The organism is Paenibacillus sp. ALE3, assembly GCF_054113405.1.
On record NZ_CM134214.1, the window covers coordinates 3,863,005 to 3,876,103 of the forward strand.

Annotated in this window: 12 protein-coding genes; 2 read left to right on the forward strand and 10 right to left on the reverse strand. The window is 48.0% G+C overall.

Translation table 11 applies throughout. From position 1 onward, the window contains the following. Positions 1 to 80: 80 nt before the first annotated feature. Positions 81 to 1,511 carry a cardiolipin synthase gene (gene cls, locus ACXHJ2_RS17275; protein ID WP_165080472.1) on the reverse strand — a complete coding sequence of 477 codons (1,431 nt, stop codon included), beginning with the start codon at positions 1,509 to 1,511 and terminating at the stop codon, positions 81 to 83. A gap of 123 nt (positions 1,512 to 1,634) precedes the next feature. Between cls and ACXHJ2_RS17280 the strand changes: the two genes are divergently transcribed. Both ACXHJ2_RS17280 and ACXHJ2_RS17285 read left to right on the forward strand, forming a co-directional pair. After that, positions 1,635 to 2,666 carry a M23 family metallopeptidase gene (locus ACXHJ2_RS17280; RefSeq protein WP_014599540.1) on the forward strand — a complete coding sequence of 344 codons (1,032 nt, stop codon included), beginning with the start codon at positions 1,635 to 1,637 and terminating at the stop codon, positions 2,664 to 2,666. 45 nt (positions 2,667 to 2,711) lie between these two features. Continuing rightward, the gene (locus ACXHJ2_RS17285) at positions 2,712 to 3,173 is read left to right on the forward strand and encodes a bactofilin family protein (RefSeq protein WP_137078044.1); all 462 of its coding nucleotides are present in this window, start codon (positions 2,712 to 2,714) and stop codon (positions 3,171 to 3,173) included. 39 nt (positions 3,174 to 3,212) lie between these two features. Here the strand turns inward: ACXHJ2_RS17285 and ACXHJ2_RS17290 are convergent, their stop codons facing one another. The 9 genes from ACXHJ2_RS17290 to ACXHJ2_RS17330 all read right to left on the reverse strand — a co-directional run bounded on the left by ACXHJ2_RS17290 (position 3,213) and on the right by ACXHJ2_RS17330 (position 12,568). Then, positions 3,213 to 4,298, reverse strand: a complete 1,086-nt coding sequence (locus ACXHJ2_RS17290) for an AI-2E family transporter (protein WP_165080470.1) — start codon at positions 4,296 to 4,298, stop codon at positions 3,213 to 3,215. 218 nt (positions 4,299 to 4,516) lie between these two features. Then, on the reverse strand, positions 4,517 to 5,299 hold the full coding sequence (locus ACXHJ2_RS17295) for an ABC transporter permease (protein ID WP_165080468.1): 783 nt from the start codon (positions 5,297 to 5,299) through the stop codon (positions 4,517 to 4,519). Next, positions 5,292 to 6,212, reverse strand: a complete 921-nt coding sequence (locus ACXHJ2_RS17300; RefSeq protein ID WP_031463077.1) for an ABC transporter ATP-binding protein — start codon at positions 6,210 to 6,212, stop codon at positions 5,292 to 5,294. The genes ACXHJ2_RS17295 and ACXHJ2_RS17300 overlap by 8 nt, the downstream gene beginning before the upstream one ends. Positions 6,213 to 6,327: 115 nt before the next feature. Beyond that, entirely contained in the window at positions 6,328 to 6,825 is a 498-nt protein-coding gene (locus tag ACXHJ2_RS17305) for a hypothetical protein (RefSeq protein WP_013369844.1), read from the reverse strand. 118 nt (positions 6,826 to 6,943) lie between these two features. Continuing rightward, positions 6,944 to 7,921: an LCP family glycopolymer transferase gene (locus ACXHJ2_RS17310; protein WP_165080466.1), complete on the reverse strand. Its 978-nt coding sequence runs from the start codon at positions 7,919 to 7,921 to the stop codon at positions 6,944 to 6,946. Positions 7,922 to 7,934: 13 nt separating this feature from the next. Then, positions 7,935 to 9,275, reverse strand: coding sequence for a UDP-glucose dehydrogenase family protein (locus ACXHJ2_RS17315; RefSeq protein WP_165080464.1), 1,341 nt, complete (start codon positions 9,273 to 9,275; stop codon positions 7,935 to 7,937). 53 nt (positions 9,276 to 9,328) lie between these two features. Then, the gene (locus tag ACXHJ2_RS17320; protein ID WP_185156508.1) at positions 9,329 to 10,138 is read right to left on the reverse strand and encodes a WecB/TagA/CpsF family glycosyltransferase; all 810 of its coding nucleotides are present in this window, start codon (positions 10,136 to 10,138) and stop codon (positions 9,329 to 9,331) included. Next, positions 10,116 to 11,357 (reverse strand): glycosyltransferase family 4 protein, encoded by a 1,242-nt coding sequence (locus ACXHJ2_RS17325; protein ID WP_165080462.1) that lies wholly within the window; start codon positions 11,355 to 11,357, stop codon positions 10,116 to 10,118. The genes ACXHJ2_RS17320 and ACXHJ2_RS17325 overlap by 23 nt, the downstream gene beginning before the upstream one ends. After that, positions 11,354 to 12,568, reverse strand: coding sequence for a glycosyltransferase family 4 protein (locus tag ACXHJ2_RS17330; RefSeq protein ID WP_165080582.1), 1,215 nt, complete (start codon positions 12,566 to 12,568; stop codon positions 11,354 to 11,356). Before ACXHJ2_RS17330 ends, ACXHJ2_RS17325 begins: the two co-directional genes overlap by 4 nt. Between the last annotated feature and the right edge of the window lie 531 nt (positions 12,569 to 13,099).

Sequence of the window (13,099 nt, forward strand, 5' to 3'; positions counted from 1 at the left end):
TTTTGCGCAAAAAAGTTAGCAAAGAGCACATAAATCACAATAAAGCGGGATTATATTGATAAAAACGTCGAAAACCGCCTCTAAAGGAGGGGAGAGAGCATGCGAGTTAGAATTTCAGCTATTTTCTGAGATCGAGGACGTCTGCGGAACACGTTCAAATCTATTTTTGAAGAGTTGGAAATGTCCTCTACAAAATCTGCCGAAAGCCGTTTTAACGCAGAAGTCGCAAAAAGTACAGCGGTCAACTCAAAATTATAAAAAAAGCTTCGCATGTCCATATTGGCGGTCCCAACCGAGCCGAGCAAATCGTCCACAATCACCACTTTGGCGTGAATAAATCCTTTTCGATATTGGTAGAACTCCACTCCTGCCTCCAGCAATTCTTGTACATAGGACAGTGACGCCAAGTGAACCAGTTTTGAATCTGATTGGTAGGGAATAATAATTTTCACATCTATGCCACTGACGGCCGCCAGCTTCAGCGCCTCATAAATCCCCGGATCGGGAATAAAATACGGCGTCGTTATCCAAATCCGCTTTTTGGCAACCGTGAGCGCTCCAAAGCACAATTCCTGAATCGTGTCCCATACCTGATCGGGACCACTGCTCAAAATCTGTACTTCCTCATCCCCTGTGCAGGTATGTGGAGGAAATAAATTCACGTCCATCAGCCTCTCTCCCGAAGCCAGCTTCCAATCGCTAAGAAACACATTTTGCAGAAAATAGACACCATCTCCTTCAATCTGCAAATGCGTATCCCTCCAAAACCCCACTTTTGGGTACTTTCCGAGATAATCGTCGCCTACATTGATTCCCCCCACAAATCCGATCGTGCCGTCCACCACTACGATTTTCCGGTGATTACGATAGTTAATCCGGCGGTCTAGCGTGGCGAAAAACGGCGGTAGAAAATAATGAAATTCGACCCCAGCCTCATTACAGGTGCGAATAAATGAATAGGGTAAATTGTAACTCCCTACGCCGTCCACAATGAATCGTACCTTAACTCCCTCGCGTGCCTTACGGATCATGACCTCCTGAAATTTTTTTCCGATTTCGTCTGCCCGAAATATGTAAAACTCCACATGGATATGATGTTGTGCCTGTTCCATCGCTGTCAGCATAGCCTCAAAGGTTTCTTCCCCATTCGTCAGCACACGTGTACGGTTGCAGCCTGTCAACGGGTTTTCCGACATACGAATTAACTGGTTAAACAGACGCTCCTGATGCTTAAAATGGGGATTGTGCATTTGCTCTACATTTTCAATCACCTTGGTTTGCGCCCACAGACGTTCACGGAATTCACGAAATAGCTGTGATCCTGCTTTACGAACCACTTTGCGCTTCTGGTAATCCTGTGCAACAAAATAGTACACCACAAAACCAATAAGCGGGAAGCAAAACAAAATAAAGAGCCAGGCTACCGCTTTGGACGGCTTGCGAAATTCAAAGAGCAGAATCGTCCCGGTCTGAAAAATAAAAATAATTAAAACCAACAGCAACCACAGCATGTCTAAGCCTCCTTATATATCTACGTTTTATACAAAGTTCCAATTTTTTTTGACATGTTTGCCTCTTAAGCTGAATAGATAGTAACCAAGCACTATAGGAGCGATGTCCGGAAAGGAGCGATTATGAAAAAAGGAAGCCTAAATCGCCGGATGACCCTGCTTGTCATTCGGGATGCACAGCAACCGCCCAAGCAGCTACAATGCTCCGCAGCCGCTGTCATTCTCGTCCCGACCCTTGTGATCGCATCAATCTCTACGCTCGTGATCGGGCTGCAAATCCGTTCTTCCCATATTATTTCCCAAATGGAAACCAATCTTGCTGTCCAGAGTTTGCAGATGGAGGTCACAGTAGCAGACAAAGACGCAGCCATTGGGCGACTGCGGCAGGAAGTCATGGAGCTGACGAATCAAGCCACCAGTATTCGCGAACGTCTCCAGCGTGTAACAGAGCTGGAACAACAAATGCAGCAATTCATTCGTAAACACGGAAATTCCTCCAGCGCAAGCAGCAATAAATCAACCATAACTCCGCTCTCCTGGGATACTTCCGGCCATACCGGGGGTGAATTGATCGCAGTGCATGAAAATACAGCTCTTCTAGCCCGCCAGGTCATGGATGATTTTCAGGAAATCGAAGCTCTGCTAGACACTGTGGAGCGTACGGTTCCGCGCTCTATTCAACAGGCAAACGCCGTCCAGCAGAACCTGGAGCGCCAACAAGCCGCACAGCTGCTCCAGACCCGCAGACTGGCACTTGCTGAACAAGGGAGGCCCTCCATTTGGCCTGTTGGTTCGCGGCGCATGACCTCCAGCTTCGGCTACCGCAGCGACCCATTTACAGGTAGATCCGCTTTTCACTCTGGCGTGGACATTGCCGGTCAATCCGGTGATCCTGTCTATGCGGCAGGGGCAGGCACTGTGCTGGAGGCCGCTTCCAGCGGAGCCCGTGGCAATTGCATCATCATTCAGCATCCTGACGGACTCCAAAGCTGGTATATGCACCTAAGCGGGATGCAGGTAGCTCCCGGGGACCGTGTTCACAAAGGACAGACCATTGGCCTGCTGGGAAGTACAGGGAGAAGCACGGGACCTCATCTTCATTTTCAGATCGTCAAGCATAACCAACCTGTCGATCCATTGCTGTATGTACAATAAGGATTTTGCAAAATACTTACCATAAAGGATTGGAGGAAAACGTTCATGTTCAAGGAATCCAAAAAAAAGCTCTCCACCCCGGCGACGGATACACTGCTCGCGAACGGCACCAGCTTTGAAGGTACGATTGAGGCAGAGGCCAACATTCGCATTGACGGTCATTTCCAGGGCGATATCTACAGCACTCGTACTGTCGTCATTGGGGAATCAGCAGTTGTACGTTCGGACATCATTGCACGGGACGTCATTCTTGCCGGCAAGGTATTCGGCAGCATCACCGCGGAAGGACGGCTGACCATTACACCGACAGGCGAACTGTATGGAAATACGGCGACCCCCACATTGGTCATTTCAGAAGGCGGCATACTGAACGGCACGAGTCAAATGAACCAAACTATGGAGGCAGAGTCGCCAGCTGCTATAGAGAAATCAGATGATGAAAATCAATCCAGTTTCAGCCAAGACAATGAGGACAGCCAAGCCTCCCTACAACCCGAAGCGGGATAGAGCGGCTTACACTCCTTATATTTCCAGCAAAGCCTCCATTTACTCCATAATATCCTCCACTCTGCGTTCCAAAAATAAATGGTATACCTTGCGTATGACGATTTTGCCACACATATACAATGGAATAACCAAAATGATACCCAAGATCCCAAGTAGATCGCCACCAACTAGCAATAAAATGACGACAGTCAACGGATGAATGTCCAGTTGCTTGCCAAAGACAATCGGTGACAGCCAATTATCCTGAATTTGCTGTGCAACGATCACCACCACCAGCGACCAGAGCGCCATAGAAGGCGATTCGAGAAATCCAATGATAACCACAGGTATAGAAGCAGCTACTGCCCCCACATAGGGTATAAAATTAAGGAAAATCGAAATAACGGCAAGTAGCAAAGCATAAGGCAAACCAATAATCAAAAATCCAAGGAACATCATCAAGCCCAACGCGACATTGATCAGCACTCGACTGACGATAAAGCTGCTGAGTGCACTATCAATATCCTCCATCACTTCCAGCGCGTCCTTATGATATTTTTTAGGAAAGAAGTTAAGCATTTTAGGACCAAACTTGCTTCCTTCCTTCAGCATGTAGTAGAGCAATATGGGAAAGGTAGCCAATACGATAAAAAAGTAGGATACGAACGATACCAGCTTTACCGAATAATCTGACAGCGTTGAAAAAGCTTCGTTTAACGTATCTGACAGTTGTGACAGCGGGTCTTCACCCGGAGGCAGCACTTGTCTCAAGGATTGATTATGCCGCCATTGGCTTAATTGATCAACCAGACTTTTAATGAGCTTCGGCGCATTCTCAAATAAATTGGTCACCTGATCACGGAGCGTAGGCCATACTCCCCATGAGAAGAGGAACAGTAACATGCCAATGACCAAATAAATCAGTAATATGGAAATTGATCGTTTGATTTTTCTACGTTCCATGACATCTACGATCGGTCTCAATAAATAATAGAGGAAAAAAGATAGCATCAGCGGTACAACCAGTAAGCTGACCAAGGATACGAGAGGACTGAATATAAAGCTTACTTTGGTGCCCAAGTAAATAATGAGCAATAGCATGACGATTCCTGAAGTCAGACGAAAAAAACGATTATTTTGCAGCATATCATGCGCCCCCTGTTCTGTTTCTCTCTACTTCTTTAAACGCAAACCGACCCTATTGATTGATTCTTGCTGAAAATAGATTACAATATACCCCCACTTACAGAATATATAGCAAAAAAGGAAGTCCAAATGGCTAGGCATTGGACTTCCTTTTTGTGATCTTAGCATTTTGCCAAAATCCTCGTATGATTAAATCACACATTCTAAGAGATACGTGTTTAGGTTGAAACATCGCGTTTTACGAAAACCACCCAGGCAATTGCGATAAAAACCACATAATAAGCAGCCAGCACGGTGAGCGAAAAGGTTAGATCGGAAGTTACTGTACCCGGCGGCATATCTAGATATTTTTTCAGATCCATATGCGTAAAGAGTACGTATTTGGTCCATTCAAAACGATCTGTGCTGAACAAACCAATCGAGTTATACACTGTTTTGGTGAACATCATAAACAAAGACAAACCAATCGCCAAGGCGCTCGAACGAAACACCGCAGATAACATAAATGCAAAAGCCATGGTCACGAATAGGGCGATATAGCTATACAAAAAGTTCAGCGTTACGTAAGATATCGGATCACTGAACAGCGGAACAGAGCCCGCTGGTGCGTCCTTCGATAACATCAGCCAGGAGGACAGCGTAACCATCAAGACCAAAACGATTGTTCCAAGCAAGCTGAACAAAATCACCGATATATACTTGGACAACAGAATTTTGCTGCGAGTCCAAGGACGGATGAGCAGCAACTTAATCGTTCCCCATGTAAATTCGCCAGCCACCGAATCAGCAGCTACAATGACTGTAAACGTCGTATTGAGGAAAAATGTAAACAACGTTGTCAATGCGATGCCATCCCACACACTAACCTGATCAGAAACTAGAGAAATCAGCATCGGAATCACAGCGGTGATGACCGCCAGCAGCCCCAGCATGATCCATGTGCGCACACGCAAGTAGATTTTGAGATTTTCATTATGTACCAGCTTGAAGAAATCAGCCAATGGACCCGCCTCCCGTCACTTCCAAAAATTGATCTTCCAACGTACGGGCAACCGGGCGAATGGCATACACCTTGACTCCATTTGCAGCCAGCAGACTGTTCATCTCTGCAATCTGTTCCCGCTCCAGGTGAAGCAGTAGTTGATTGCCTTCGACGCGCCCTGCTCCAGCAAGCGTATAAGCTTGCTCGGCATCATTGACTTCAAAAGCAATTTCCGCCGTCTGCACTTCTCCCTCTGTATTCTTCAACTGCTTGATATCTACCAACCGCCCGCTTTGAATAATGGCCACGCGGTCGCACATCAGCTCCATTTCGGACAACAAATGACTCGATACAAACACCGTAATTCCTTCCGTACGGGTTAATTGACGCAAATAATCCCGCAGTTCACGAATACCCTGCGGGTCCAAGCCATTGGTCGGCTCATCCAGCACGAGCAGCTTCGGACGATGCAAAATCGCCTGAGCTACTCCGAGTCGCTGTCGCATCCCGAGCGAGTAGGTTTTGACTTTATCGTGAATTCGGTTTCCAAGTCCCACCAGACGAATCGCTTCATCTATACGCTCTTGGGTCACCCCTGGAGACATGCGCGCAAAATGCTGCAAATTTTGATAGCCTGTCAGAAACTTGTACATCTCCGGGTTCTCAACAATCGCACCGACATGGGAAACAGCCTTTTCAAAATCGGTATTGATGCTGTCTCCGCAAATATGAATATCACCCTTGCTGATCGAAATCAGGCCAACCATCATACGAATGGTGGTCGTTTTTCCCGCACCGTTGGGTCCGAGAAAACCAAATACCTGTCCGGCCGGAACCTCCAGTGTCAGATTGTCCACGATCGCTTTTGAGGAAATGATTTTACTCACACCCTCCATACGTATGACGGGAACCTGCCCTGTCGCTTGCTGCATGCTATGAAACTCCTTCCATCCGGAGTGAAGCTGTCAGCCATTTTACTGTACATTTCCGGTTTTGGAAGTATTGTACCATATTTATCCTTTCAGAAACACCTTTGGGAACACCATATCACGTCTGTTCCTTTTCCTTGTATATCCAAAGCACCCTCCACTCCTCATCTTCCTGCGTCACATAACAAGGCTGTACGATATCAAAATTACCGAATCGGGTCTTGTAATGCTGAGTGACCGTAATACGGTAAACCTTCCCTAAATCTTCCCCATTCGGATCGGTACGAATGTCATATTCAGCCTGCGGCTCCCCCAGTTCAAACGTAAACGTATCCGTCCCCATATCCTGCATAAAAACGTGCGCACGCTGCTGTACATACGTGGACTTCTCGAATTTCTTCTTCATTTGGGAATGAAAAAGCTCCCAGGAGCCGCCAAAATTCCCCGATTGCTCCATCGTGTAGAACTCGTTCAGCGCTTCTACGGCTTGATCCCCTTCCCCCGTAGACATTACCCCACGCAGACCCATCCACAGCAGCCATAGCAATCCACATAGGATTGCAAAATACAGTAGCTTACGGACGAACGCCGAAGCCGCTCTCCTTCTAAGCAGCACATATGTCCCTCCCTCTGTTGGACTATACCAAATACTCTACAGATGTATGTAGGACAAGATGAGTTTAGAAGAGAATAGCAGGTCCTCCCTATAGGACATTTGCCTGCATAAGGGATGTCTAAGGCGATGCAGAAGTGGTGACCAAATGTTTCTCCAGCACTCCATGGATACGTTGGCGTTCCTGCTCATCTACGATGTAATAATACACGCCGTTGATTTTGCTCCCATGTCCCTTCACCTCAACGGTATCCATCTGCTTAAGGGACGGACCGATCCGGGTCAGAAAGGTCGTCATATCATTAAAGGTAATGTCTGTGCGAATCTGCTCCCCCGCTGCCTCCAGTATCGGTTTTACTCGCAACAGCCCTTCCTTGCTGATGGACTGGGCAAGAATTTGCTTGAGCAGCTCTCGCTGGCGAGCATTTCTCCCGAGATCCCCACGCGGATCATCAAATCGCATACGGGCATAGGCCAATGCTTCTACTCCGTTCAAGTTCAAATTCCCCTGCGCAAAATGATGCCCCTCATACTGAAAATCAAGTGGATTGTAGACCTCCACTCCCCCCACAAGATCCACCATTTTCGCAAACCCTTCCATATTCATTTGTACATAGTAATCTATCGGATGGTTCAAAAAATGCTCTACCGTACGGATCGACATATCCACGCCCCCAAAAGCAAACGCGTGATTGATTTTGTCCTCACGCCCTCTACCGATCAACTCTGTTCGTGTATCACGCGGAATGTTGAACATTAACATCGAACCCTTGGCGGGATTCATAGATAGAACGATCATCGTATCGGATCGTCCTGGATCGTGCGGTCGCCGATCTACACCCAGCACCAGCACGGTGAACGGCTTAAACTGAGAGATGGCTGCCGGATTGGGTGTACTTGTTCCAGTGTTTGTTCCTGCGGAGCGCCCTGCTCCGCCTGTCGCAAGGGTAGAGACCACTCCGGGCTGCACGATGCTGCGCGGATGATACATCGCATCAGCCGCTGTTTTAAAGGAATGATACACATAGACGGTATAGGCAGCACCTCCTACAATCAATAACGCCACAGTCCCCAATGTCATCTTCAGCCATCGTTTCATAGTCAGCCTCCCTTTACGGATTCACTACAGACTGATGACGATCTATATCCAGATTGTTCATCTGTGGTCTGCCAACAGAATAGTATGCAAAGGCAGATTGTCTAATTTGTTCTTCCCTATACACATTGCGCCCGTCAATCATAATGGGATACTTCATCAGCTCATTCAGTTCACCCAGTCCGACCTCACCAAACTCCTCCCATTCCGTCAAAAGACACAATGCATCGCATCCTTCTGCTGCTTCCCGCGCGCTATCGGCCCACTTTATTTCCGGGCTGTCCAGCAATCGGCGGAAGTTAGCAGTAGCAATCGGGTCATATGCACGAATATGCGCCCCTGCCTCCAACAGCGACTGCATAATATCCAGTGCCGGGGCATCTCTTACATCATCTGTGTTCGGTTTAAATGCCAGCCCCCATATGCCAATCGTAGCCCCTTCCAGCTCACCCAGTGCCTCTTTCAGCTTGCGAATCACGTTAAAACGTTGTCCCTGATTCACCTCCACCACGGATTTCAGCAGCTTAAATTCATAATCCACATTGCCTGCAATTTGAATTAAAGCCTGCGTATCCTTGGGAAAACACGAACCACCATAACCGATGCCAGCAGACAAAAAGGAGGAACCGATCCGCTGATCCAGCCCCATACCGTGTGCCACGCGTGTAACGTCTGCACCCACCTTTTCACAAATATTTGCAATCTCATTAATAAACGAAATTTTGGTCGCCAAAAAAGCATTCGACGCGTACTTGATCATCTCGGCCGAATGGATATCCGTGGTTAAGATATTCGTGGTCAGCGGCTCATGCAGAGTAGTTAGTACTGCGGATACATGCGGATCGGAAGCTCCAATGACGATTCGATCTGGCTGTAGGGTATCCATGACCGCCGAGCCTTCTCGTAAAAATTCAGGAACCGAAGCAACACCAAAAGGATAGTTCGTGCGACTAGCAATCCAATTTTGAATACGCTCGTTCGTTCCGACAGGAACCGTGCTTTTGGTAACAATGATCTTGTAGCCATTCATGGCAGCTGCCACCTCGCACGCTGCTTCTTCAATATAGGACAAGTTGGCTTCACCACTCGGCAATGAAGGCGTACCTACCGCCAAAATAACAATATCAGCTGCCTGCACCGAAGCTGCGGTATCTGTTGTAAAGCTCAACCGTCCCTGCTCCACATTATCTTTAATTAGAGCCTTTAAGCCTGGTTCATAAATCGGTACCCCTCCTGCACGCAACTGCCGAATTTTATCTTCATTCTGATCGATACAGACGACGGTATTGCCAAGCGCGGCAAAACAGACCCCTGACACCAGTCCGACATACCCGGCACCTATTACACATAGCTTCAAAGCAATTCCCCCTTTTTACATGCTGTCTTATTTCACTGTACTTTTGCCCCGCTTTACTTCTCTATGCCTCTCCCTGTATGCCGATTATGATAGAGCGTGAGCCTTTTATTAAGTCGATAGGATTTGAGAAAACGATAGATATACATTGGATTGTTATAGGCATACCTCTTCCACAAACGCTTTGGCTCACAGATCAGACGGTACAGCCATTCCAGTCCCAATCTTTGTATCATTAGCGGTGGCCTACGAACCTTGCCTGTAATATAGTCAAAGGCAGCCCCTACTCCAATCATCACGCCTCGGATACGATCTTTGTTGCGATGCATCCAGACTTCCTGCTTGGGGCAGCCCAGACTGACGAATATGATATGCGCACCTGAGGCATTGATTTCCTCAATGATCCGCTTCTCCTCATCTGGCTGAAGTTCACGAAATGGCGGTGAAAAGCTGCCCGCGATACGAATTCCAGGGTAATCCTGTCTTATCCTGTCTTTTAAGCTATCCAGCGTATCCGGCGTACTGCCGTAAAAATATACGCTCACCTCCGTCTGTGGCGCACGTTCACACAACTTGAGCATCAAACTGGGGCCATCTACTCGATCCTGACGCTCGAATCCGTACAGCTTGAGTGCCCAAACCAGTGGCATACCGTCTGGAGTACACAAATCAGCCTGAGTGAGCGCTTCGTGGAATTCGGGAAGATCCCCGGCCGTGACAATGGAATGAGTGTTGCAAATACATACATAGCTGTCCTTTCGTCCGACTGCCCATTGTTCCAGCGTATGTACCGTCTCCTGAAACGTCAGCGCTGCAACATCTGTGCTCGCAATCCTTCCGACTCTACACTGGGGCAGCTGCTTCATAATCACATTCCTCCATGGCCTCGCTATATATCGCTAGCAGTTGCTTCACATTCACTTCTTCCGTATAGTGTGCAGCATAGTTTTGCGCCACCTTCTGTCTCATAGCTGCATAGTTCTCATAGGCTACTGCACGGCGAATCACGGTCTTTATATTTTCCAGATCATCATGTTGAAAATGGAAACCCGTCACCCCGTCCTCCACAATTTCCTCCAATGCGCCGATTCGGCTGCACAATACCGGCGTTCCCACGGAATAGGACTCTACAATCGTCATCGGAAAACCTTCATACCAAATAGAAGGCACCATCACATACATGGCCCGGCTCATGCAGTCCAGCACCGTGTCTCCATCTTGCTTGCCGAGAAACCGAATATCTTCCTGCTGATGAGCAGCCGCCAGTTCAGCCTTTTCTGGACCATCTCCAATGATGACCAGTCTCAATCCGCCCCGATCTTCCAGCTGTGACCAGGCTTGCAGTAGATTGCGAACCCCTTTTTCAGCTGAAATCCGCCCCACGAACAACAAATAACGATCATTGGGATCATACTTGGCTTTCACCGTTTGATGATGGACAAAATTCGGTTTTACTGCGATGCGGTCCAGCGGAATGCCGCTTTCGGCAAATTTGTCCCGTGCAAACTCCGTCAGCGCAATATAGCGACTTACCTTGTGCTGCCATGTGCCGATCAGCTCGTTGAACTTAATCATCGCCGCCACCGGAATCGTCTGCAGCTGCGAGCCTCGGTAACATCCATGACGGATGGAGTGCAACAGCGTGCCGTGCAGGCATTTTTCACAAACTTCATTCCCTCGCATAAAGGTTGCCGCCGGACAGATCAGCCTGTAATTATGCAGGGTCTGGACAACCGGAATCCCCAGCCGTTCACAGGCATGATAGACCGAAGGGGATATGACCGGGAAAAAATTGTGCACATGTACCACATCCGGTTTCACTCGCAAAAGCAGCTCTTTGATCCTTTTGAATTCTGGGAAGGACCAGGTTGCCTCTACCGCCAGCTTTGCCATGTTGGCCAATCCTTTGCTTTGAATGCTGTCGTTATGCACATAGTAATGCTCCGTCTCTATTCCTCTGGAACGCAGCATAGCCGATTCCTGCTCGACAACCTTGTCTTCTCCCCCACTTTGCTGATAAAAGTTATGGATGATCAGTACTTTGCTTACAGGCGGGATCATTCGTCTGCTAACCTGTTGACTCACGTGGCCGCCCCACTTTCCTGTGTTGATTGCCTAGCGTGATTGGAGCTCATGGGTTTGATCCGTTGCTGGCTTACGATTTCATCTGCAATCCGATCCCACGACATACGCTCGATCGTAAGAAATGCTTTCTCGGCTAGGCTTTGTCTAAGCTCAGCATCCTCCAGCAACGTGCCTATACGGCCAGCCCATTCCTCTTCCGAAAAGCTTCTCAGCATCACTCCGCTTACTCCGTCCTCAATCAAGGTAACCGAGCCACCGTTCACCGAAGAAATAATCGGGACGCGGAACAACATGCTTTCCAGCAGTACCATGCCAAAAATATCGTATTGGGTCGGAAACAGCATCACATCCGCTGCTCCGTAAATCTGCCACAGATGACGTTGCTCCACTCTTGGAAAATGTATAATTCTATCCGTCAACCCCAGTTGCTGAGCATAAGCCCAATAACGATCCGTATCTATCTTCCGTCCATTCCCAACCATTAACAAAAGGCAGCCAGGATGCTTTTGGAGTACTCTTTTGAACGTACTCAGCATAAAACGTATATTTCTCCGTTCCTCCAGCACACCGACATACAGCAGCACCGGGCGATCTCCGATCCGACGCAGCTCATTCGCAACCTCACGGTTTTCCTCGCGCGCTCCACTGTTGTCGTCACTGTTGAATCCTCTCTCTACATTGCTGCGATCCAGTCCGACCCCAATCGTTATCACGTTGTCAAAGCCTTTATTCTCCAGATAGCGCTTGGCAAGATCGGATTTGACATAGGTTCGGCGTAGAGACTTTGTCACCTTAGGCAGCAGCATAACATCGTACAGTTTGCGGATCAGCGCATGCGTATTATCTCGGTATGGACCGTGATACAGCGCCAGCTTATCGGGACATTTACGGGAAAGCAGGTAGGTCATGATCTGGTTGTATTCTGTAGTAATGACCAGATCATAAGCTGCCAGAAAAGAATCTTTGAGAACATCCCTGTAGATACTGTTGCTTAAGAACTTGAACCCGTGCAGCCAGATTATGCGCAAGGTGCAGCCTGCGTGGCGGTAGACCTGTTCCAGATGGGTCTCCTTACGATCATTGTAGTAAACAATATCGCAATCGTAGCCTTTACGGACGAGCGCTTTACCCAAGCCGACTTCCTGCAAATTGTATGAGGCTCCATTCACCTTGCTGGCAAAGTTGCGAAGATACAATATTTTTGGAATCATCATCAGTACTCCTGCCATTTCATATTGGGTGAGTTATGGCATGCGGGGTTTAGAGCCCGCTGCGTGGATGGATCATTCTTCCGATCGCTGTTACCTCCGGATTTCATCTGATTTATATACCCCTTTAAAGGTTAAAATCCGGGGATAAAGGCGAACGCTATCGCTTCTTCAGAACGATTCCATCCACTCCGCTGCTGAGCCCCGTTTCCATAAAGTCACCCATCTTAAAAAAGGGGATGCTGGGCATAAAGTGCCATCGCTGCGCGATGTACGCGTGCGAATACATACAGGGCGTTGTTTCGTCAAACAACTTGTAAGCTTGGCACGTTATGGCACGCTCACAAGCAAGCATGGCTATACTACCGCTAAGCTGAGCAAGATGCTTTAACTAGGCTTGACTGTCGCTTGCCGTGATTACTATTCACCAAGTTCTTTCGCCTTGAGAGAGAACTAAGCAGAGCATTAATTACACCGGTTGCATGCTCGGTGTGAAGTTCGCGGCGATAGGGCGCAGCTATCGCCAGGCGGCTC

Coding starts and splice junctions, on each gene's coding strand:
- cls (WP_165080472.1), bottom strand. CDS start 1,511: ATGCTGTGGTTGCTGTTGGTTTTAATTATTTTTATTTTTCAGACCGGG.
- ACXHJ2_RS17280 (WP_014599540.1), top strand. CDS start 1,635: ATGAAAAAAGGAAGCCTAAATCGCCGGATGACCCTGCTTGTCATTCGG.
- ACXHJ2_RS17285 (WP_137078044.1), top strand. CDS start 2,712: ATGTTCAAGGAATCCAAAAAAAAGCTCTCCACCCCGGCGACGGATACA.
- ACXHJ2_RS17290 (WP_165080470.1), bottom strand. CDS start 4,298: ATGCTGCAAAATAATCGTTTTTTTCGTCTGACTTCAGGAATCGTCATG.
- ACXHJ2_RS17300 (WP_031463077.1), bottom strand. CDS start 6,212: ATGCAGCAAGCGACAGGGCAGGTTCCCGTCATACGTATGGAGGGTGTG.
- ACXHJ2_RS17310 (WP_165080466.1), bottom strand. CDS start 7,921: ATGAAACGATGGCTGAAGATGACATTGGGGACTGTGGCGTTATTGATT.
- ACXHJ2_RS17320 (WP_185156508.1), bottom strand. CDS start 10,138: ATGAAGCAGCTGCCCCAGTGTAGAGTCGGAAGGATTGCGAGCACAGAT.
- ACXHJ2_RS17330 (WP_165080582.1), bottom strand. CDS start 12,568: ATGATTCCAAAAATATTGTATCTTCGCAACTTTGCCAGCAAGGTGAAT.